Raw genomic sequence first — 19,516 nt, 5'->3', positions numbered from 1 at the left:
GCTGCCCGTTCGTCCTGAGTGGCCATTGAGCTTGTCGAAATGGCGTATCGCAGGATGCTTCGATACGGATCTTCGACTTCGCTCAGCCCCTACTCAGCACGAACGGGGGAGAACGAACGCGATTAGCTAACGCTTTTGGGCACTGCGGCCATCACGCCGCGCGGCGCGCCTTGTTGAGTTTCTTCATCAGCATGTCGCGCTTCAGGCGCGAAAGATGGTCGATGAAGAGGATGCCCTCCAGATGATCCATCTCATGCTGGAGGCAGGTGGCGAGCAACCCGTCCAGCTGTTCCTCATGAATACGGCCTTCGCGGTCCATCCAGCTGGCGCGGATCACGGAGGGCCGTTCGACCTCGGCAAACTGGTCGGGAACCGACAGGCAGCCCTCATTATAGACGGACAGGTCGTCCGATCCTTTGAGGATTTCCGGGTTGATGAACACCATCGGATTCTTGACCGGTGGCGCGCCTTCCTCATCCGATTCAGGTTCCTGCAGGTCGATGACGAGCACCCGCTTGGGCACGTCCACCTGAATGGCAGCAAGGCCGATCCCGGGCGCGTCATACATGGTGTCGAACATATCGTCGATCAGCGTTTGCAGATCGTCGTCGATCGCCTCGACACGGGTCGAAATGGTGCGCAGCCGGGGATCGGGCGCTTCGAGAATGGGACGGATTGCCATACGCCGAACATAGGCGGAACGTGCGGCTTTATCAAGCCGCCTGCAACGCGTCTGCGCGCCTCAGCCCACCGGTCGCCGCGCCCGCAACGCCTGCGCCAGCGTGCCTTCGTCCAGATAGTCCAGCTCTCCCCCCACCGGCACGCCATGGGCCAGTTGCGTCAGCCGGATCGGAAAACGCTCCAGCCGCTCGGCGAGATAATGGGCGGTAGTCTGCCCCTCCAGCGTGGCATTCATCGCCAGCACCACCTCATCAATGCCGCCCGCCTCCACGCGCGCGACCAGCGCATCGATGGTCAGATCCTCCGGCCGGACCCCGTCCAGCGCGGAAAGCCGCCCGCCCAATACATGAAAGCGGCCGGGAAACAGGCGCGACTTGTCGAGCGCCCACAGGTCCGACACATCCTCCACCACGCACAGCGCCCGCGGGTCACGGCGCGGATCGGCACAGATGCCGCAGGGATCGACCGTGTCGACATTGCCGCACAGATGACAGGTGACGAGCCGTTCGTTCACCGCCTCCAAAGCGCGCAGCAATGGCTCCATGGCCCCCTCCCGCCGCTTGAGCAGGTGCAGCACCGCGCGCCGCGCCGACCGGGGGCCAAGGCCGGGCAAGCGGGACAGCGCCTGCGTCAGCGTCTCGATTTCTGGTGAAGCCATAAGGTGAGATAAGGGGTTGCATGTCCCATCGACAAGGGGTTTGAGGAGCCGATCATGCGTATCATCTATATGGGCACCCCCGAATTCGCCGTTCCGGCTCTCGACGCGCTGGTGGCGGCCGGTCATGAGATCGCCGCCGTCTACAGCCAGCCGCCCCGCCCCGCCGGCCGCGGCAAGGGACTGCGCGCGTCGCCCGTGCATCAGCGCGCCGAAGCGCTGGGCCTGGAGGTGCGCACGCCCCTGTCGCTAAAGGACGGCGACACCCAGGCGGCCTTCGCCGCGCTGGAGGCCGATGTCGCGGTGGTGGCGGCCTATGGGCTGATCCTGCCACCGGCCATTTTGGCCGCGCCGCGCCATGGCTGCATGAACATTCACGCCTCGCTGTTACCCCGCTGGCGCGGGGCGGCGCCGATCCAGCGCGCCATCCTGGCGGGCGACAATGTGACCGGCGTCACTATCATGGACATGGAGGCCGGGCTGGACACCGGTCCGATGCGCGCCAAGCATGTCACCCCGATCGAGGGCAAGACGGCGGGCGCGCTGACGCAGGAACTGGCCGATGCCGGGGCGGAATTGATGGTCGAGGTGCTGGACGACCTGACGCTGCATCCGCCCATGCCTCAGCCGGAAGAGGGCGTCACCTATGCCGCCAAGATCGACAAGGCGGAATCGCGCATCGACTTCACGCAGGACGCCCATGCGATCGAGCGGCAGGTCCGCGCCTTCAATCCCTTTCCCGGCGCGTTCTTCGCCTATCAAGGTGAGCGGTTCCGTATCCTGGCCGCCCATGTCGAACATCATGCCGGCGCACCGGGCGAGTTGCTGGATGACAGCCTGCTGATCGGGTGCGGCCATGACGCGATCCGCCCCACGCTGATCCAGCGCGCGGGCAAGGGCGCCATGAGCCCGGGCGAATTGCTGCGCGGCTTTGAGATGCCGGCCGGGAGCCGGGTGGATGGGTAAGAGCACCCCCGGTCGCTTCCATCGTATCGAGATACGGAAAGCGCAACTCAGCCCGTTGCCGCACGCCATTCGAAACGCACGGGGGTAGGATCATGCCCCGCTTTGCCTTCACCGTCGAATTTGACGGCCGACCCTTCATGGGCTGGCAGCGGCAGGCGCATGGGCCGAGCGTCCAGCAGACGATCGAGGATGCAATCGCCGCCGTCACTGGTGAGACGACGGTGATCCATGCCGCCGGACGGACGGATGCCGGGGTGCATGGCCTGGCGATGCGCGCCCATGCCGATATTGGCAAAGACATCACCCCCTTCCGCCTGATGGAGGCGATCAACGCGCGGATGCGGCCCGCACCGGTCGCCATCCTGGCGTGCGAAACGGTGGCGGACGACTGGCATGCGCGCTTTTCCTGCGTCGGGCGATCCTATGTCTACCGCATCGCCAATCGCCGCGCGCCGCTGACCGTCGATGCCGGGCTGGTCTGGCGCGTCATCCAGCCGCTCGATGCCGACGCCATGCACGCAGCGGCGCAGCATCTGGTGGGGAGCCATGATTTCACGACATTCCGGTCCGCCCATTGCCAGGCGCACAGTCCGGTGAAAACGCTAGACCGGCTGGATGTGGAAAGGCTGGGCGACCGCATAGCCATCCATGCCGCCGCCCGCTCCTTCCTGCATCATCAGGTGCGTTCCATGGTGGGCTGCCTCGCCATGGTCGGCATGGGGCGCTGGACCGCCAATGACCTGCGCGACGCCCTGGAGGCGAAGGACCGCGCGGCGCTCGGCCTCAATGCGCCGCCCGATGGCCTGTATTTCGTAAGCGCGACCTATCCCTGAGGGATGCTGGCGCGGAAGGGCGTGAAATTCGTGCCCTCGTCGTAGATGTCCAGCCCTTCCCGCCGCTTGACGAAGCCGACCACCGCATAGGTGACCGGCGTCAATATCGCCTCCCACCCAACCTTCATCGCCCAGTTCGTCACCATGACGGTCGCCACCTGCGCATTGGTCCAGTCGCCGTAGAAAGCAAGCGGGTAGAAAAGCAGGCTGTCCACCCCCTGCCCCACGACCGTCGATCCGATGGTGCGCATCCACAGATGCCGCCCCTGGGTCAGCAGTTTCATCCGCGCCAGCACGAAACTGTTGGCCAGTTCCCCCGCCCAGAAGGCGATGAGCGAGGCAAAGACGATGCGCCAGGTGCTGCCGAACACCGCCTCATAGGCCGCCTGGTCCGGCCAGCCGGCGGCCGGCGGCAAGGCGACGACGACCCAGCTCATCAGCGCCATGAACAGCATCGCGGCAAAGCCCGCCCACACGCACCGGCGCGCGCGGGCATAGCCATAGGCTTCGGTCAGCACGTCGCCCAGCACATAGCCGAGCGGAAAGAAGAGGATGCCAGCGCCGAACGTCACGCCACCCAGCGTCGACAGCTTGGCGGCGCCGATGAGGTTCGACAGCAGCAGGATGGCGACAAAGGCCGCCATGAAGAAATCATAATAGCGCAGCGGCCGCGCGCCGAGCGCCCCCGCCCCGATCCTTTGCACCGCCCCGTCGTCCATGGCTTCCTGCTTATCGGGCGGACAGGCGATTGCAAGCGGCCTTCCCTGCCGCTATCGCGCAAGCCACGGCCCCGTAGCTCAGTTGGATAGAGCATCCGCCTTCTAAGCGGATGGTCGCAGGTTCGAATCCTGCCGGGGTCGCCACGCAGAACCGGTCGGCAGCGCTTTACGGCGCTACGGGACGCCAGCCTTCCAGATGCAGCAATATGTCGTGCGTGATCTGTTCGGTCGACAGGCCGGTAAGATCGCGCTTGCGCTGTTGCCCTTCCGATCCGCCGGACATGATCCAGCCGTGGCTGCGGCGGCTTTCCGACGCCTCCAGCGCGGTATAGGCGGCGAGCGGACGAGACCGGGGGGTCAGATGATAGCGAAAGACGCGCTCAGGCCCGAAGCGGATGGTCAGCACCGCAGCGCCATCCTCCTGCCGTTGCACGTCGCTTTCCGCCCAGCCTTCCTCCAGCATCGCGTCGCGCACCGTTTCCAGCGCGGGCATGCCATTGTCGGCGATCTGGCGCGTGATATCGCTTTTACTGGCCGGCACGAACAGGCGCTTGAGCCTTTCGGTGACGGCGGGCGCATCCTCGCTGATGGCGACGCCTTCCAGATCGGCCGTGGTCTGGCGCACCAGGCCGACGGCCAGCAACAGCATGATGATGCAAAAGGGGAGCGCGGCGAGCAAGGTCGCGGTCTGCAAGGCGCCAAGGCCGCCTGCCAGCAGCAGCAATGTCGCCGTCACGCCCAGCAGCAGGCACCAATAGACACGCTGCCAGCGCGGCGTTTCGTCCGCTCCGCCCGATGCCAGCGTATCGATCACGAGCGCGCCGGAATCGGCGGAGGTGATGAAGAACACCGCGACCAGCGTGATGGCAAGAGCGGACGTGAAGCCCGCGCCGGGCAGATAGGCCAGGAATTTGAACAGCGCAGTCGACAGATTGGCGTCGACCGCCTTGGCGATCGCCCCATGCGCCGCGCCCAAATCCAGCGCGATCGCGGTATTGCCGAACACCGTCATCCACAGGAAGGTGAAGCCCGCCGGCACGAACAGCACGCCGACAACGAATTCCCGGATCGTGCGCCCGCGCGAAATCCGGGCGATGAACATGCCGACAAAGGGCGACCACGCGATCCACCACGCCCAGTAGAAGAGGGTCCAGTCGGCCATCCAGGCGCGCGGTTCATAGGCGTAGAGGGTGAAGGTGCGCTGGATGAAATGATCGAGATAGAGGCCGAAATTCTGCACCAGGGCATTCAGCAGGAACAGGGTCGGCCCCCACAGCATGACGAACAGCATCAGCAGGACAGCGAGCGTGAGATTGAGTTCCGACAGGCGCCGCACGCCCCGATCGGCCCCGCTGAGCACCGAAAGGGTGGCCGCGCCCATGACCACGACAATGACACCCACCTGCAGGGAAATCGTGTCGGCAAGGCCATAATTATAGGCAAGGCCAGCGGTCATCTGCGACACGCCGAAACCCAGCGACGTCGACACGCCGAAGACGGTGCCGCACACCGCGAATATGTCGATCGCATCGCCCATCGGACCGTGAATGCGCTTGCCTAATATCGGGTGCAGCCCCGACCGCAGCGTCAGCGGCAATCCCCGGCGGTAGGAAAAATAGGCCAGGCTGAGCCCCACCAGCGCATAGATCGCCCAGGCGTGGATGCCATAATGGTGGAAGGTGATGGCCATCGCCTCCCGCGCGGCCAATATCGTGCCAGGCTCCGCCTCTGGCGGAGAAATATAATGCTGAACCGGCTCGGCCACCCCAAAATACATGAGGCCGATGCCCATGCCCGCGGCAAACAGCATGGCGAGCCAGGACATATAGGGGAAATCGGGTTCGGAATCGTCGGGGCCAAGGCGCAGCCGTCCGGCCGGTCCAAATCCCAGTACCAGGACGACCACCACGAATGCCGCCACCGAGGCGACGTAGAACCACCCGAATGTGTCGATGGCCCAGCTTTGCGCGGCGCTGAATATCTGGTCCGACGCGCCCGGCGCGATCACCGTGCTGGACAGCATGAGGGCGACGATGATCGATGCCCCCCAGAATACGCGCGGATTCATACGTGTCTTCATCCGCTTCCCCCTAATCTATGTGAGGGCGAAAATCAGCCGCGCGGGCGGATGTTCCGGCGATCATCCATAGAAAAGCATCAGCAACAGGCCGATTGCCGTCAGCAACAGGGAAAACCAGAGGAAGCCGAGGTCGGGCTTGTCAGGATCACGCATGGCTTTGCTCCTCGGCGCTGGCGACCGAACGAGCGAGCAGGTCGTCGGTCACGGTCATGGTGAAAATGGGGTGGGCGTGCGCGGGCACTTCGGCGATGGCGTCGACGAAGGCCGCGCGCGTCGCAGGATCGTCATAGACCATCTTGCGGTCGAAGGCGGCGCGCCAGGTCGCTTCGTCGGGCCATTCGGCATAGCCGACGAAGCGTCCGTCGGCGTCGCGATGCAGGCGCGACCCCAGACTGCCATATTTTTCACGGATAAGGTCGGTGCCGCGCCGCCAGGCGGCGCGAAACTGATCCTCCTTGCCCGGATGGACCCGCCACCAATAGACAGCAACGAACATGCAGCGTGCCTCCTTGTTACGAAGACACAATGAGCCGGACGGGGCAGCGGTTCCGGTCGCGACCCGCCCGATGCCGGTTTAGAGGATGGTCTGGCCGGTCTTCGCCCAGTCGGCGGCGAAGCCTTCCAGCCCCTTGTCGGTCAGCACATGCTTGGACAGCATCTTGATGACAGCGGGCGGGGCGGTGATGACGTCGGCGCCGATCTTCGCGCATTCCAGCACATGAATCGGGTGGCGTAGCGAGGCAGCAAGGATTTCGGTGTCGAACTGATAATTGTCGTAGATGAGGCGAATATCCTCGATCAGCTTCAGGCCATCAAAGCCATTATCGTCGTGACGGCCGACGAAGGGCGAAATGAAGCTGGCCCCCGCCTTCGCCGCGAGCAGCGCCTGGTTGGCCGAGAAGCAGAGGGTGACGTTGACCAGCGTACCTTCGTCCGTCAGCGCCTTGCAGGTCTTGAGCCCGTCGATGGTGAGCGGCACCTTGATGCAGACATTGTCCGCGATCTTCCGCAGGATTTCCGCTTCCTTCATCATCGTTTCATGGTCGAGCGCCACGACTTCGGCGGACACGGGGCCATCGACGATGCCGCAGATTTCCTCCACCACTTCCATGAATTTGCGCCCCGACTTGTGGATCAGGGTCGGGTTGGTGGTGACGCCGTCCAGCAGGCCGGTGGCGGCCAGTTCGCGAATGTCGGCGGTGTCGGCGGTGTCGACGAAGAATTTCATGGGGATGCTCCGGGGCAATTGGCGATTCGGCTCCCTTTAGCCTTTGGGGCCGGGATTCGCCATCGGTTGCCCGGACGACGCCGGGCCGGTAAGGGCGCGATCACCTTTCCAAAGGATCACTGATGCGTTTCCCGATATTGCTGGCCGCGATGGCGCTGCCCCTGACCGTTGCCCCGGCCCGCGCTGCCGAAGATACGCAGCTCTGGATATCGGAAGCGCTGACGTTCAAGGCGGACAATAATGACAGCGTGACACTGGACTTCAGCCAGCGCGCGCGGTCCGATGCGACCAGCGGCGGGGAACAGTCGCTCAGCCGCATCACCTGGGATCACAGGATAGCCGATGGCGTTCAGATCGGCGGCGGCTTTGCCTATCTCAAAAGCGAAGTCGATCAGGAGCTGCGCTTTCACCAGCAACTGACCGTCAGCCAAGGCATATTACAAAGCCGCACCCGGCTGGAGCAGCGCTTCTTCGACAATGCCGATGAAGCCAGCTGGCGTCTGCGCGAACGGATCCAGGCCACGGTTCCGCTGGATGCCGACAAGAAGTGGGCGCTGGTCGGGGCGAGCGAATTCTTCTTTCATCTGAACCGGGCGAAGCCCAGCGACAAGACGGGTCTGGCGGTGATGCGCCTGCAAGGCGGCATTCGTCGATCCCTGAGCAAATCCGTCGATATCCAGCTGCTCTACATGCGCCAGCAGACATTTCGCGACAATAAAGCCGACATGTTCAACCATGTGCCCTGGCTATCGCTCAACTGGCGGATTTAGCGGCGGGGCTGTTTGCGCCGGCTGCGCCAGCGGGTAAGGACGCACCATGTCCTCCCGCGCGCGCGTCCTGCTCCTCAATGCCGCCCTTGGCCCGCTCGACTATCGGGTGCCGCACGGCATGCGGGTCGAGCATGGCAGCATCGTCGTCGCGCCATTGGGGCCGCGCCAGATCGTCGGCGTGGTATGGGAGGAGGACCGCTTTCCCGATGTCGAGAGCGTCGGCGACAATCGCCTGCGCAACCTGCTGGAGGTGGTGGACGCCCCGCCCTTGCCCGAACCGCTGCGCCGGCTGATCGAATGGACGGCGGACTATTATCTCAGCCCCCCGGCCGCGGTGCTGCGCATGGCGCTATCATCCATGTCCGCGCTGGAGGGGGCGCGCACGGTCATTGAATATCGCGCCACCGGCGCGGTGCCCGAACGGATGACCGAACAGCGCGCGCAGGCGCTGGAGCGGATCGGCGAGCGGCAGGGTCTGATACGCGAACTGGCGATGATCGGCGGGGTAAGCGACGCGGTGATCCGAGGCCTGATCAAGCAGGACATATTCGAGCCGGTGGAGGTGAGCGTCGACACGCCCTTCCCCATGCCCGATCCCGATCATGCGCCGCCGGCCCTGTCGGAAGCGCAGCGCGCCGCCGCCGGGCAGATGGCGGACGCGGTGCGGGCGGCCGATTTCGCGCCCTTCCTGCTCGACGGGGTTACCGGGTCGGGCAAGACCGAAGTCTATTTCGAGGGAATCGCGGCGGCGATCCGCGCGGACCGGCAAGTGCTGGTGCTGCTGCCCGAAATCGCGCTGACCGAGCCGTTTCTGGAGCGGTTCGAAAAACGTTTCGGGTGCGTTCCGGTTAATTGGCACAGCGGCCTGCGGCAGAGCGAGCGGCGGCGGGCCTGGCGCGCCATCGCCAGCGGGCGGGCGCAGGTGGTGGTGGGCGCGCGGTCGGCGCTGTTCCTGCCCTATCCGAACCTCAGCCTCATCATTGTCGACGAAGCGCATGAGGCGAGTTTCAAGCAGGAAGACGGCGTCCATTATCATGCCCGCGACGTGGCGGTGATGCGCGGCCTTATCGAAAAATTCCCGGTCGTGCTGGCGTCGGCCACCCCCGCCATCGAAACACGGCATCAGGTGGAACTGGGCCGCTATACCGAAATCAAGCTCCCTTCGCGCTTTGGCGGCGCGGAAATGCCGGACATTCACGGCATCAACCTGCTGACCGACCCGCCCGAGCGCGGCCGCTGGATCTCGCCGCCGCTGGTCGCGGCAATCGACGAGACGATGGGACGGGGCGAACAAAGCCTGTTGTTCCTCAACCGGCGCGGCTATGCGCCACTGACCCTGTGCCGCCATTGCGGCTATCGCTTCCAATGTCCCAATTGCACCGCTTGGATGGTCGAGCATCGGCTGACGCATCGGCTGGCCTGCCATCATTGCGGCCATGTCATCCCCGCGCCGCGCCGCTGCCCGGAATGCAAGGAGGAGGATAGCCTGGTCGCCTGCGGCCCCGGCGTCGAGCGCATCGCCGATGAGGTGAAGGCGCTCTGGCCGCAGGCGCGCACCGCCATCGCCACATCCGATACGCTCTGGTCGCCAGCGCGCGCCGCCGATTTCGTGAAGTCGGTGGAAGGGGGCGATGTCGACATCATCATCGGCACGCAATTGGTGACGAAGGGCTATCATTTCCCCAATCTGACGCTGGTGGGCGTGATCGACGCCGATCTGGGGCTGGAAGGCGGCGACCTGCGCGCCGCTGAACGCACATTCCAGCAGGTGATGCAGGTCGCCGGGCGCGCGGGACGCGGGGAAAAGCCGGGCCATGTCTTCATCCAGACCCGCATGCCCGAAAGCGAGGTCATCCAGGCGCTGATCGACGCGGACCCGGAGCGTTTCTATGCCGTGGAAACGGAAAACAGGCGGCGCGCCAACGCCCCGCCCTTCGGCCGCTTCGCCGCGATCATCGTGTCGAGCGAGGATGCCGACGAAGCGGCGCAGACGGCCCGCCTGATCGGCAAGTCCGCCCCGGTGATCGAGGGGATGCGCGTCTATGGCCCCGCCCCCGCCCCACTGGCCGTGCTGCGCGGGCGGCACCGCCACCGGCTGCTGATCCACGCCAGCCGGCAGGTCGATATTCAGGCGGCGATTCGCGAATGGCTGGGCAATCTGGCCTGGAAATCGGGCACGCGGGTCGCGGTCGACGTCGACCCCTACAGCTTCATGTGATGGCGACGCCGGTCGCCAGCCCGTGCCGCAACCTGTGCGCGCTCGACCGGGACCGCGCGGCCTGCACGGGCTGCGGGCGAACGATCGAGGAAATCATGCACTGGCGCAGCATGACCGATGTTCAGCGCGCCGCCGTCATGGCGCGGGTGCGCGATTTTGCGTTCCCTTCTCCGCCGCCCGCGCGTCGAACCGCGCCTTGAGCCGCAGCGCGGCGTCCCGCATGTCGGACCCGTGCGGCGAATAGGCGATGGGATCGAGCAGGGTGGAGGCGGCTTCATAATCGCCGCGGATCGCCAGCGCGTGGGCGAGGTTGAAGCGGTAATCGGGATTTTGCGGCAGGAGGGTGTAGGCCTTGTAAAGCCCGTCATAGCCAAGGTCGGGCATCTTGCCGCCGCGCATCGCGTGATAGCGGTAGAAGAGCGCCAGCGGCACCGGGTCTTCGGTATCGGCGCGGTTGGCGCGCACGATGGCGGTGAGCGCGGCCTTCCAATCGTCCGCATTGTCGCTGTCATGCGCGCGGTCCAGCATGGCCTGCGCACGCACCGCATAAGCGCGCGAGGATTGCGGGTCGATGGCGATCGCGCGGTCGGCATCGGCAAGGGCAGCCTCGCGCATGTCCGCTTTCCATTCCGCCTCGGCGAGCAATGCCAGAGCAGCGGCGCTTTGCGGGAATTTCGCCGCCGTCGCGCGGATCGACGACACGAGATCGGGCAGGTCCTCGGTCCGGGGACGATGGATCAGATGCAGTTCATCCTCGATCAGCGCGCCGTCAGCCGCATCGACCGGGCTGACGGTGATGGCGCCCAATTGCATCTCGCCGGGCCTCAGCACCAGCATATTGGTCCGATGCCGCATATAGGCCTTGAGGTCCTTTTCCAGTCCCTCCAGCCCGCCTGCGAAATAGCTGTCCGGTTCGCCCGCCTCCCCGCGCGCAAGATCGTTCAGATAGCGCGACAATTCGGCGCTGCGTCCGGTCTTGGCATTGAAATAATAATGGGTCAGCAGCCAGGCCGTGCCATAATATCTGTCGCCATCCGCGCGATTGAGCCCATCGGTGGTCTGCGCGAAAAGCTGCTTGAGCGGATAGGGCTGGCCCAGCACAAGTCCGGGGACACGCGCCATCGGCACCTGCGCGAAGCGGATGGACCCGTCCTTGGGAAAATCGACGACCGAGAAATATTCCGCGAACCCCTCCACATACCAGGCCGGATAGGCAGCGGGAAAATAGTGCAGCATGAAATGATGGGTATATTCGTGGAACAATATCTGTTCCGCGTCGAACCCGAACATCCCGCCCTTCGACGAGCGGGACAGGAAGGCATAGGCGCTGCGATCGGACGTGGTGTAAAAGCCTGCAATGTTCGGATTGCGGGCCAGGTTCTTCACCTTGGCTTCGCTGGACAGAAGATAGACCTTCACCGGGCTTCCCCGGTCCGCGGCTGGCTGGTCCGCAGCGGTCTTGCCCGTCATCTTGCGCAGCAGATAGTCGAATTTTTCCAGCCGCTCCGCAAAGTCGCGCAGCTTGTCGTCGCTGCCTTCGCTATAGACGGTGAAATGGTCGGTCTGTACCTGCCACCACGCCGCCTGCGCATTGCCCGCGCCAGTCAGCAACAGGCCCAATGCCACCAGCAGCCGTCCCCACAAACGCATCATGCTCACCCCCCTCAAGTCCCCGCATCACGGTGGCGCAAAAGGGCATCGGACGAAAGCCTAAATCTTTTCCGCTACTTGCCCTTTTCGCGCGCCAGCAGCGCCTGCTTGCGATCCAGCCCCCAGGCATAGCCGCCCAATGCGCCGTCGCTGCGCCGCACGCGATGGCAAGGGATGAGGACCGCCAGCCGATTATCGCCGCACGCGCTGCCCGCCGCACGCACCGCGCCGGGCCTACCGATGGCGGCGGCAATGTCGCCATAGCTGCGCGTTTCGCCCGGCGGGATCGCGCGCAGCGCCGCCCACACGGCCTGCTGGAAGGCGGTGCCCTGGACATCGGTGGGCAATGTCACATCCGCGCGCGGGTCCTCGACCAGGGCGGCGACCTGGCTGGCCATCGCGTCGAGCGCCGCGTCGGCCGGGCACAGGCGCGCATGGGGGAAGCGCGCGCGCAGGTCCGCCTCGCCCTCCCCAAAGCTGATGCGACACAGCCCCTTGTCCGTGGCAGCGACCAGCACCGGCCCCAGGCTGGTGTCGGCCGTGCGCCAGCGGATCGTGACGCCGCGCCCGCCATCCTTCCAGGCTGACGGCGTCATGCCCAGATGGCGCCGCGCATCGACATAGGCGCGGCTGGCCGCGGCATAGCCCGCGTCATAGATGGCGTCGGTGATTCGCGCCTGCTCCCCCAGCGCTCTCTTCAGCCGCTCGGCCCGCAGCGCGCGGCTCCATCCCGCCGGCGTCATGCCGGTTTCCCGCTTGAACAGCCGATGGAAATGATGCGGGGCGTAACCGACATGGGCGGCGATGGCGTCCAGCCGGGGCGCCTCCTCCGCTGCCTCGATCATCGCGATCGCCGCCTCCACCGCCAACCGGCCCCGCCCGACCTCGTCCGGGCGGCAGCGCAGGCAGGCGCGGAAGCCCGCCGCGCGCGCGGCCGCCGGATCGGGCAGGAAGGACATATTGTCCCGCCGCGGATGACGCGCGGCGCAGCTGGGCTTGCAATAAATGCCGGTGGTGGACACGCAGCCCACGAACCGCCCGTCCATCGCCCGGTCGCGCCGCAGGAAGGCGGCCCAGCAGGCATCGGGATCAGGCATGGCGGTGGCGGCGGGACGAGTCATCTGGTGCATGGATATAGGGGATAAAGACGATGCGCGCGCCCTGCTTCCCGCGCCTTGCGGTCAAAGCATTTCGCCTTTTCCCGATTGCGCCGCGCCCGGCATTGCATATGAATGCGCCACGATGGTCGCCCTACTCCGCCGCTTCGCCCCCTTCCTTGGCCTTATCCTCGCGCTGCTGGCGCCAATGCCGCTCCATGCCGAGCAACAGGACATTGCCGCCGCCGCGCGCGGGGTGGTGCGCGTGGCGCTGGTCGCGACCGATGGGTCCGACGCCTATTTCGTGGGCCATGGCAGCGGCTTTGCAGTCGCGCCGGACAAGGTGCTGACCAACGCCCATGTCGTCGAACTGGCGCGCGAGGAGCGCAATCTGGTGATCGGCGTCATCCCGTCCGAAGGCAGCAAGACCTATGGCGGGCGAATCATCGCCTATTCGCCCGGCAACGACCTGGCGCTCATCCAGCTGGAGGAAGGAAGCCTGCCGGTCAGCACCTTTTACGCGGGCGCGGTGGCGGACGGGCAGCATGTGACCGCCATCGGCTATCCCGGCACGGTCGACCGCGCGCAGGGCCTGGGCCTCAAGCAGATGGTCGAGCCGCTGGCGACAGTCAAGACCAGCGGCAACATATCGTCGGGGCGGGCGAGCCAGAGCTTCGACACGATCCTGCACACTGCGCCGCTTGCTGCGGGCAATAGCGGCGGGCCATTGGTCGATGATTGCGGCCGGGTGCTGGGCGTCAACAGTTTCGGGTCGATTTCCGACGGCAATGACGCGGAATTCGGCTTTGCCGTATCCTGGCGCGAAATCGCGTCCTTCCTGCGGCAGGCGGGCGTGGCGTCGCTGCACACCGTCGTCCCCTGCCGGTCGATGGCGGAGGCCGACGCCGCCGAAGCGTCGCTGACGCAGCGCGAGGCGCAGGCGAGCGAGCAAAAGGACCGCGCCGCCAGCCAGGCACGCGACGCCGCGCTGGCCCGGGCGCGCGACGATGCGGAGCGCGATATCATCACCGCGCGCGAAAATGCGATGGCGGGCGCGGCGGTGCTGCTGGCCATCGCGGTGTTGGGGCTGGGCGCGGGCGGCCTGTTTTATACGCAGGGCAAGGAACGGCAGGCGACCTGGCTGCTGGCGGGCGGCGGCGTGGCGTTGCTGAGCGCGCTCGGCCTGTTCGTCTTCAAGCCCAGCTTCGACAGCATCGACGAGCGGGTGAAACTGCCGCAGGACAAGGGCGTGACCGCCAACAGCGCTTTTGCCTGGGCGGGCGACAATATCTGCAAGGTTGACCTGCCCCGCAGCCGCCTGACGGTGTCGCAGCCCAATGACATCCCCTTCAACTGGGCCGAGGGCGGCTGCGTCAATGGCGAGACGCAATATGGCGCGGACGGGACCGCGTGGCAGCGCACGACTGTTCCAGCAGAGGGCAATTATGTCTCTTCCAGCCGGTTCGACCCGTCCACCGGCACCTTGCGCGTGGAACGCTGGCTGCCTGACCTTGATACGATGGAAAAGCTGCGCGCGCTGGTGAAGGACAAGCCGATCAAGGGATGCGGCAGCGACCCCGAACTGCTGCGCCAGATCGCCACGCTGCGGTCCGACGCCGCCGCGCTGTTGCCGGCCCAGCCCAATGAACGCATCGTCTATCATTGTCAGAAGGGACGGCTCGCGCCAGCCGACGACGCGCGCTGAGCCGAACGCGGCGCTGGAAAAACTCAGGCAAATAGTCCCCTGTCCGACCTTAGGCCGGAATCGTGTCACATGACTTGCATAGTCATATGGGCACTGCTAACCGGCCCGCGACAGGGGTTCGGGACGGCATCACACCGCGCCCCTCTTTTTTGCACGAACTGCAAATATAGCGGAGGACGGAAAGCGCGTGGAGACTAGCGGCGGGATACAGGCCAGCCTCAGCGGCCGCTATGCGGTGGCGCTGTTCGATCTGGCGCGCGACACGCAGTCGCTCGACACCGTGGCCGGCAGCCTGGCCGCGCTGAAGGCGGCGCTGGCCGAATCGGCGGACTTCAAGGCGCTGATCAACAATCCGGTGTTGAGCCGCGACGCATCGGGCAAGACGATCGCCGCCGTCGCATCCGCCATGGGCACCGACCCACTGACCACGAAATTCCTGGGCGTGCTGGCGCAGAACCGTCGCCTGGCGCAGTTGCCCGCGATAATCCGCGCCTATGAAACCTTGCTGTCGAATCACAAGGGCGAGGCCCGCGCCGAAGTGACCAGCGCCCATCCGCTCGACGCCGATCAGGTCGCCGCCCTCGCCCGCAATTTGCGCGCCCGCGTCGGCCGGGACGTGGCGGTCAGCACCAAGGTCGATCCCGCGATCCTGGGCGGGCTGGTCGTCAAGATCGGCAGCCAGATGATCGATTCCTCCATTCGTACCCGTTTGAACACGCTCGCCCACGCGATGAAAGGCTGAAAGGCTGAACATGGATATCAACGCCGCAGAAATTTCGAAGGTCATCAAGGACCAGATCGCCAATTTCGGCACCGAAGCGCAGGTGAGCGAAGTCGGTTCCGTGCTGACCGTGGGTGACGGCATCGCCCGCGTCCATGGCCTCGACAATGTCCAGGCGGGCGAAATGGTCGAGTTCGCCAATGGCGTGCAGGGCATGGCGCTGAACCTGGAAGCCGACAATGTCGGCGTCGTGATCTTCGGCTCGGACGCCGAGATCAAGGAAGGCGACACCGTCAAGCGCACCGGCACCATCGTCGACGTGCCCGTGGGCAAGGGCCTGCTGGGCCGCGTCGTGGACGGCCTCGGCAACCCGATCGATGGCAAGGGGCCGATCGTCTACACCGAGCGCAAGCGCGTGGAAGTCAAAGCGCCGGGCATCATCCCCCGCAAGTCGGTGCACGAGCCCGTGCAGACGGGCCTCAAGGCCATCGACGCCCTGGTCCCCGTCGGCCGCGGCCAGCGCGAGCTGATCATCGGCGACCGCCAGACCGGCAAGACCGCCGTGGCGATCGACACCTTCATCAACCAGAAGGGCATCAACGCGGGCGACGACGAGAGCAAGAAGCTCTACTGCATCTACGTCGCGGTCGGCCAGAAGCGCTCGACCGTCGCGCAGATCGTCAAGCAGCTCGAGGAAAATGGCGCGATGGACTATTCCATCGTCGTCGCCGCGACCGCTTCGGAACCCGCGCCGCTCCAGTATCTCGCGCCCTATACCGGCGTCACCATGGGCGAATTCTTCCGCGACCACGGCATGCACGCCGTCATCGTCTATGACGACCTGTCCAAGCAGGCCGTCGCCTATCGCCAGATGTCGCTCCTGCTGCGTCGTCCTCCGGGCCGCGAAGCCTATCCGGGCGACGTTTTCTACCTGCACAGCCGCCTGCTGGAGCGCGCGGCCAAGATGAACGACGCCAATGGCGCCGGCTCGCTGACCGCGCTGCCGATCATCGAGACGCAGGCGGGCGACGTGTCGGCCTATATTCCGACCAACGTGATCTCGATCACCGACGGCCAGATTTTCCTCGAAACCAACCTCTTCTACCAGGGCATCCGTCCGGCCATCAACGTGGGCCTGTCGGTGTCGCGCGTCGGTTCCGCCGCGCAGACCAAGGCGATGAAGAAGGTGTCGGGCAGCATCAAGCTGGAGCTGGCGCAGTATCGCGAAATGGCGGCCTTTGCGCAGTTCGGTTCGGACCTCGACGCCTCGACGCAGAAGCTGCTCAATCGCGGCGCGCGCCTCACCGAATTGCTCAAGCAGCCGCAATTCTCGCCCCTGCCCTTCGAAGAGCAGACCGCGTCGATCTTCGCCGGCACCAACGGCTATCTCGACAATGTCGCCGTCAAGGATGTGACCCGCTACGAGGAAATGATGCTGGCCTATCTGCGCCACGATCATCCCGAAGTGCTGGCCGCGATCCGCGACAGCAAGGATCTGGGCGACGACGCCAAGGGCAAGCTCAAGGCCGCGCTCGACAGCTTCGGCAAGACTTTCGCGTAACAGTTAAACCCGTCATCCCAGCGAAGGCTGGGATCTCAGGCCACACAGGTCCGACCTGGAGGCACGAGATCCTGAAATGAGGCAAGTGACCCGTTTCAGCCTTCGTCAGGATGACGAACCAAAAGGTTCGTCATGCCCAGCCTCAAGGAACTGAAAATCCGGATCGGGTCGGTCAAATCGACCCAGAAGATCACGAAGGCCAAGCAGATGGTCGCCGCCGCGAAGCTGCGCAAGGCGCAGGCCGCGGCCGAAGCCGCGCGCCCCTATAGCGAGCGGCTGGAAGCGGTCGTCGCCAGCCTGGCGACCAAGATTGCCGGTGGTTCGGGTGAAGGCGCCTCGCCGCTGCTCGCGGGCACCGGCAAGGATGAGGTGCATCTGCTGGTCGTCGCCAACTCCGACCGTGGCCTTGCCGGCGCGTTCAACGCGAACATCGTCAAGGCCGCGCTCGCCAAGGCGCGCGCGCTGGAGCTGGACGGCAAGAAGGTGCAGTTTTACCTGATCGGGCGGAAGGGCCGTCCGGTCATCAACCGCACCTACCCCGGCAAGATCGTCGCGCAGTTCGACACCACGGGGGTCAAGGAACCCGGCTTCGATCAGGCCCAGGCGATCGCGCATGAGCTGACCGACATGTATCTGAACGGCAAGTTCGACGTCGCGCACCTCTTCTATTCGCGCTTCAAGTCGGCCCTGGCGCAGATCCCGACCGAACAGCAGATCATCCCGGTGAAGATCCCCGCCGACGCCGACCGCAATGCCATCCCCGCGACGGTCGAATATGAACCGAGCGAGGAGGCGATCCTGGACGACCTGCTGCCGCGCAACGTGACGGTGCAGATCTTCAAGGCGCTGCTGGAAAACAACGCGTCCGAACAGGGCGCGTCGATGACCGCGATGGACAATGCGACCCGCAACGCCGGCGACCTCATCAACAAACTGACCATCCAGTATAACCGCAGCCGCCAGGCCGCGATCACCACCGAACTGGTCGAGATTATTTCGGGCGCAGAGGCGCTGTAACCGGATGCCGCGTGCTCCTGCGAAAGCAGGAGCCCAGGGCCCTAGGCTCCTGCTTTCGCAGGAGCACGGAAGAGACGAAGAAGGCAAGGAAACGAAGTCATGGCAACCACCAACAATGTAGGCCGCATTTCGCAGGTCATCGGCGCCGTCGTCGACGTGACCTTCCCCGATGCGCTCCCGGCGATCCTTTCGGCGCTGGAAACCAGCAACAACGGCCAGCGCCTCGTGCTGGAAGTCGCCCAGCATCTGGGTGAGAACACCGTCCGCACCATCGCGATGGACTCGACCGACGGCCTGACCCGTGGGCAGGAAGTGACCGACACCGGCGCGCAGATCAGCGTGCCTGTCGGCCCGGCGACGCTCGGCCGCATCCTTAACGTCGTCGGCGAGCCGATCGACGAGCGCGGACCCGTAGCGACGGAGCTCAAGTCGCCGATCCACGCCAAGGCCCCCGAGTTCGTCGACCAGTCGACCGACGCGTCGATCCTCGTCACCGGCATCAAGGTCATCGACCTTCTGGCCCCCTATGCCAAGGGCGGCAAGATCGGCCTGTTCGGCGGCGCGGGCGTGGGCAAGACCGTGCTCATCCAGGAACTGATCAACAACATCGCGAAGGGCCATGGCGGCACGTCGGTGTTCGCTGGCGTGGGTGAGCGCACCCGTGAGGGCAACGACCTCTATCACGAATTCCTCGACGCCGGCGTCATCGCCAAGGATGCCGACGGCAACGCGATCAGCGAAGGGTCGAAGGTTGCCCTGGTCTATGGCCAGATGAACGAACCCCCGGGCGCGCGTGCCCGCGTCGCCCTGTCGGGCCTGACGATCGCCGAATATTTCCGCGACGTCGAGAACCAGGACGTGCTGTTCTTCGTCGATAACATCTTTCGCTTCACCCAGGCGGGCGCGGAAGTGTCAGCGCTGCTGGGCCGTATTCCTTCGGCCGTGGGCTATCAGCCGACCCTGTCGACCGACATGGGCGCGCTGCAGGAGCGCATCACCTCGACCAACAAGGGCTCGATCACCTCGGTGCAGGCCGTCTACGTCCCCGCGGACGACTTGACCGACCCGGCGCCGGCGACCAGCTTCGCGCACCTTGACGCGACGACCGTGCTTAACCGCGCCATTTCCGAACTCGGCATCTATCCGGCGGTCGATCCGCTCGATTCGACCAGCCGTGTTCTGGAGCCGCGCGTCGTCGGCCAGGAACATTATGAAACCGCCCGCGCGGTTCAGGCGATCCTCCAGAAGTACAAGTCGCTTCAGGACATCATCGCCATTCTGGGCATGGACGAGCTGTCCGAAGAGGACAAGCTGACCGTCGCCCGCGCGCGCAAGATCCAGAAGTTCCTGTCGCAGCCCTTCCACGTCGCCGAAGTCTTCACCGGCATCAGCGGCAAGTTCGTCCAGATCGAGGACACGGTGAAGTCGTTCAAGGCCGTGGTCGAAGGCGAATATGACCACCTGCCCGAAAACGCCTTCTACATGGTCGGCGGCATCGACGAGGCGGTCGAAAAGGCCAAGAAGCTGGCGGCCGAAGCGGCTTAAGCTATTTCCCTCTCCCCTCAAGGGGAGAGGGTGCCAAGCGAAGCGAAGGCGGGAGAGGGGACTTGCGTAA

Annotated in this window: 18 protein-coding genes and 1 tRNA gene; 11 read left to right on the top strand and 8 right to left on the bottom strand. The window is 65.3% G+C overall.

Going from position 1 to position 19,516, the window contains the following annotated elements; genetic code table 11:
* Positions 1–151: 151 nt before the first annotated feature.
* Both def and recR read right to left on the bottom strand, forming a co-directional pair.
* A complete protein-coding gene (gene def / locus RLDS_RS36380; protein ID WP_021225384.1) occupies positions 152–682 on the bottom strand; it encodes a peptide deformylase in 531 nt (176 codons plus the stop codon).
* A 60-nt stretch (positions 683–742) separates the two neighbouring features.
* The gene (gene recR, locus RLDS_RS36375) at positions 743–1,339 is read right to left on the bottom strand and encodes a recombination mediator RecR (protein ID WP_009821130.1); all 597 of its coding nucleotides are present in this window, start codon (positions 1,337–1,339) and stop codon (positions 743–745) included.
* A gap of 54 nt (positions 1,340–1,393) precedes the next feature.
* Between recR and fmt the strand changes: the two genes are divergently transcribed.
* Both fmt and truA read left to right on the top strand, forming a co-directional pair.
* The gene (fmt, locus tag RLDS_RS36370) at positions 1,394–2,302 is read left to right on the top strand and encodes a methionyl-tRNA formyltransferase (protein ID WP_021225383.1); all 909 of its coding nucleotides are present in this window, start codon (positions 1,394–1,396) and stop codon (positions 2,300–2,302) included.
* 92 nt (positions 2,303–2,394) lie between these two features.
* Positions 2,395–3,135: a tRNA pseudouridine(38-40) synthase TruA gene (gene truA, locus RLDS_RS36365; RefSeq protein WP_021225382.1), complete on the top strand. Its 741-nt coding sequence runs from the start codon at positions 2,395–2,397 to the stop codon at positions 3,133–3,135.
* On the opposite strand, the gene RLDS_RS36360 is transcribed toward truA, so the two are convergent.
* Positions 3,126–3,854 carry a queuosine precursor transporter gene (locus RLDS_RS36360; protein ID WP_021225381.1) on the bottom strand — a complete coding sequence of 243 codons (729 nt, stop codon included), beginning with the start codon at positions 3,852–3,854 and terminating at the stop codon, positions 3,126–3,128. The two genes, truA and RLDS_RS36360, sit on opposite strands and share 10 nt — an antisense overlap.
* Positions 3,855–3,921: 67 nt before the next feature.
* On the opposite strand from RLDS_RS36360, the gene RLDS_RS36355 reads away from it, so the two are divergent.
* A tRNA-Arg gene (locus tag RLDS_RS36355) sits at positions 3,922–3,998 on the top strand.
* A gap of 22 nt (positions 3,999–4,020) precedes the next feature.
* Here the strand turns inward: RLDS_RS36355 and RLDS_RS36350 are convergent.
* The 3 genes from RLDS_RS36350 to fsa form a co-directional block, all read right to left on the bottom strand.
* Positions 4,021–5,934 carry a BCCT family transporter gene (locus RLDS_RS36350; protein WP_031297785.1) on the bottom strand — a complete coding sequence of 638 codons (1,914 nt, stop codon included), beginning with the start codon at positions 5,932–5,934 and terminating at the stop codon, positions 4,021–4,023.
* A 145-nt stretch (positions 5,935–6,079) separates the two neighbouring features.
* Positions 6,080–6,430, bottom strand: a complete 351-nt coding sequence (locus RLDS_RS36345; RefSeq protein ID WP_021225379.1) for an antibiotic biosynthesis monooxygenase family protein — start codon at positions 6,428–6,430, stop codon at positions 6,080–6,082.
* Between the two features lie 78 nt (positions 6,431–6,508).
* Positions 6,509–7,162: a fructose-6-phosphate aldolase gene (gene fsa / locus RLDS_RS36340; RefSeq protein WP_021225378.1), complete on the bottom strand. Its 654-nt coding sequence runs from the start codon at positions 7,160–7,162 to the stop codon at positions 6,509–6,511.
* A 122-nt stretch (positions 7,163–7,284) separates the two neighbouring features.
* Here fsa and RLDS_RS36335 point away from each other — a divergent pair, with 122 nt between their 5' ends.
* The 3 genes from RLDS_RS36335 to RLDS_RS55205 are packed head-to-tail and all read left to right on the top strand — an operon-like array spanning position 7,285 to position 10,350.
* A complete protein-coding gene (locus tag RLDS_RS36335; RefSeq protein ID WP_021225377.1) occupies positions 7,285–7,932 on the top strand; it encodes a DUF2490 domain-containing protein in 648 nt (215 codons plus the stop codon).
* A 46-nt stretch (positions 7,933–7,978) separates the two neighbouring features.
* The gene (locus RLDS_RS36330; RefSeq protein WP_021225376.1) at positions 7,979–10,150 is read left to right on the top strand and encodes a primosomal protein N'; all 2,172 of its coding nucleotides are present in this window, start codon (positions 7,979–7,981) and stop codon (positions 10,148–10,150) included.
* Positions 10,078–10,350, top strand: coding sequence for a DUF1289 domain-containing protein (locus RLDS_RS55205; RefSeq protein ID WP_330217090.1), 273 nt, complete (start codon positions 10,078–10,080; stop codon positions 10,348–10,350). The genes RLDS_RS36330 and RLDS_RS55205 overlap by 73 nt, the downstream gene beginning before the upstream one ends.
* Here the strand turns inward: RLDS_RS55205 and RLDS_RS36325 are convergent.
* The gene (locus tag RLDS_RS36325; RefSeq protein WP_021225375.1) at positions 10,286–11,803 is read right to left on the bottom strand and encodes a tetratricopeptide repeat protein; all 1,518 of its coding nucleotides are present in this window, start codon (positions 11,801–11,803) and stop codon (positions 10,286–10,288) included. The two genes, RLDS_RS55205 and RLDS_RS36325, sit on opposite strands and share 65 nt — an antisense overlap.
* Before the next feature lie 71 nt (positions 11,804–11,874).
* Complete coding sequence (ada, locus tag RLDS_RS36320; RefSeq protein ID WP_021225374.1) at positions 11,875–12,930, bottom strand: bifunctional DNA-binding transcriptional regulator/O6-methylguanine-DNA methyltransferase Ada; 1,056 nt, start codon at positions 12,928–12,930, stop codon at positions 11,875–11,877.
* Between the two features lie 112 nt (positions 12,931–13,042).
* Here ada and RLDS_RS36315 point away from each other — a divergent pair, with 112 nt between their 5' ends.
* The 5 genes from RLDS_RS36315 (at position 13,043) to atpD (ending at position 19,446) form a co-directional block, all read left to right on the top strand.
* Positions 13,043–14,602 (top strand): S1C family serine protease, encoded by a 1,560-nt coding sequence (locus RLDS_RS36315; protein ID WP_031297784.1) that lies wholly within the window; start codon positions 13,043–13,045, stop codon positions 14,600–14,602.
* 187 nt (positions 14,603–14,789) lie between these two features.
* Positions 14,790–15,344 (top strand): F0F1 ATP synthase subunit delta, encoded by a 555-nt coding sequence (locus RLDS_RS36310; RefSeq protein WP_021225372.1) that lies wholly within the window; start codon positions 14,790–14,792, stop codon positions 15,342–15,344.
* 10 nt (positions 15,345–15,354) lie between these two features.
* Positions 15,355–16,884, top strand: coding sequence for a F0F1 ATP synthase subunit alpha (gene atpA, locus RLDS_RS36305; protein ID WP_021225371.1), 1,530 nt, complete (start codon positions 15,355–15,357; stop codon positions 16,882–16,884).
* Positions 16,885–17,016: 132 nt separating this feature from the next.
* Positions 17,017–17,901, top strand: coding sequence for a F0F1 ATP synthase subunit gamma (locus tag RLDS_RS36300; RefSeq protein ID WP_021225370.1), 885 nt, complete (start codon positions 17,017–17,019; stop codon positions 17,899–17,901).
* Positions 17,902–18,000: 99 nt separating this feature from the next.
* Positions 18,001–19,446 carry a F0F1 ATP synthase subunit beta gene (gene atpD / locus RLDS_RS36295; RefSeq protein WP_021225369.1) on the top strand — a complete coding sequence of 482 codons (1,446 nt, stop codon included), beginning with the start codon at positions 18,001–18,003 and terminating at the stop codon, positions 19,444–19,446.
* Positions 19,447–19,516 lie beyond the last annotated feature (70 nt).

The sequence above is a fragment of the Sphingobium lactosutens DS20 genome (genome assembly GCF_000445105.1).
GTDB lineage: Bacteria > Pseudomonadota > Alphaproteobacteria > Sphingomonadales > Sphingomonadaceae > Sphingobium > Sphingobium lactosutens.
This window is presented reverse-complemented; position numbering and strand designations above follow the sequence as displayed.

Excerpts from the sequence above, each read along its gene's own strand:
- RLDS_RS36325 (WP_021225375.1), bottom strand. The coding sequence starts at position 11,803 with ATGATGCGTTTGTGGGGACGGCTGCTGGTGGCATTGGGCCTGTTGCTG.
- fsa (WP_021225378.1), bottom strand. The coding sequence starts at position 7,162 with ATGAAATTCTTCGTCGACACCGCCGACACCGCCGACATTCGCGAACTG.
- RLDS_RS55205 (WP_330217090.1), top strand. The coding sequence starts at position 10,078 with ATGGCTGGGCAATCTGGCCTGGAAATCGGGCACGCGGGTCGCGGTCGA.
- ada (WP_021225374.1), bottom strand. The coding sequence starts at position 12,930 with ATGCACCAGATGACTCGTCCCGCCGCCACCGCCATGCCTGATCCCGAT.
- fmt (WP_021225383.1), top strand. The coding sequence starts at position 1,394 with ATGCGTATCATCTATATGGGCACCCCCGAATTCGCCGTTCCGGCTCTC.
- atpD (WP_021225369.1), top strand. The coding sequence starts at position 18,001 with ATGGCAACCACCAACAATGTAGGCCGCATTTCGCAGGTCATCGGCGCC.
- recR (WP_009821130.1), bottom strand. The coding sequence starts at position 1,339 with ATGGCTTCACCAGAAATCGAGACGCTGACGCAGGCGCTGTCCCGCTTG.
- RLDS_RS36300 (WP_021225370.1), top strand. The coding sequence starts at position 17,017 with ATGCCCAGCCTCAAGGAACTGAAAATCCGGATCGGGTCGGTCAAATCG.
- RLDS_RS36360 (WP_021225381.1), bottom strand. The coding sequence starts at position 3,854 with ATGGACGACGGGGCGGTGCAAAGGATCGGGGCGGGGGCGCTCGGCGCG.
- RLDS_RS36350 (WP_031297785.1), bottom strand. The coding sequence starts at position 5,934 with ATGAAGACACGTATGAATCCGCGCGTATTCTGGGGGGCATCGATCATC.
- atpA (WP_021225371.1), top strand. The coding sequence starts at position 15,355 with ATGGATATCAACGCCGCAGAAATTTCGAAGGTCATCAAGGACCAGATC.
- RLDS_RS36315 (WP_031297784.1), top strand. The coding sequence starts at position 13,043 with ATGGTCGCCCTACTCCGCCGCTTCGCCCCCTTCCTTGGCCTTATCCTC.
- RLDS_RS36345 (WP_021225379.1), bottom strand. The coding sequence starts at position 6,430 with ATGTTCGTTGCTGTCTATTGGTGGCGGGTCCATCCGGGCAAGGAGGAT.
- def (WP_021225384.1), bottom strand. The coding sequence starts at position 682 with ATGGCAATCCGTCCCATTCTCGAAGCGCCCGATCCCCGGCTGCGCACC.
- RLDS_RS36330 (WP_021225376.1), top strand. The coding sequence starts at position 7,979 with ATGTCCTCCCGCGCGCGCGTCCTGCTCCTCAATGCCGCCCTTGGCCCG.
- RLDS_RS36335 (WP_021225377.1), top strand. The coding sequence starts at position 7,285 with ATGCGTTTCCCGATATTGCTGGCCGCGATGGCGCTGCCCCTGACCGTT.
- truA (WP_021225382.1), top strand. The coding sequence starts at position 2,395 with ATGCCCCGCTTTGCCTTCACCGTCGAATTTGACGGCCGACCCTTCATG.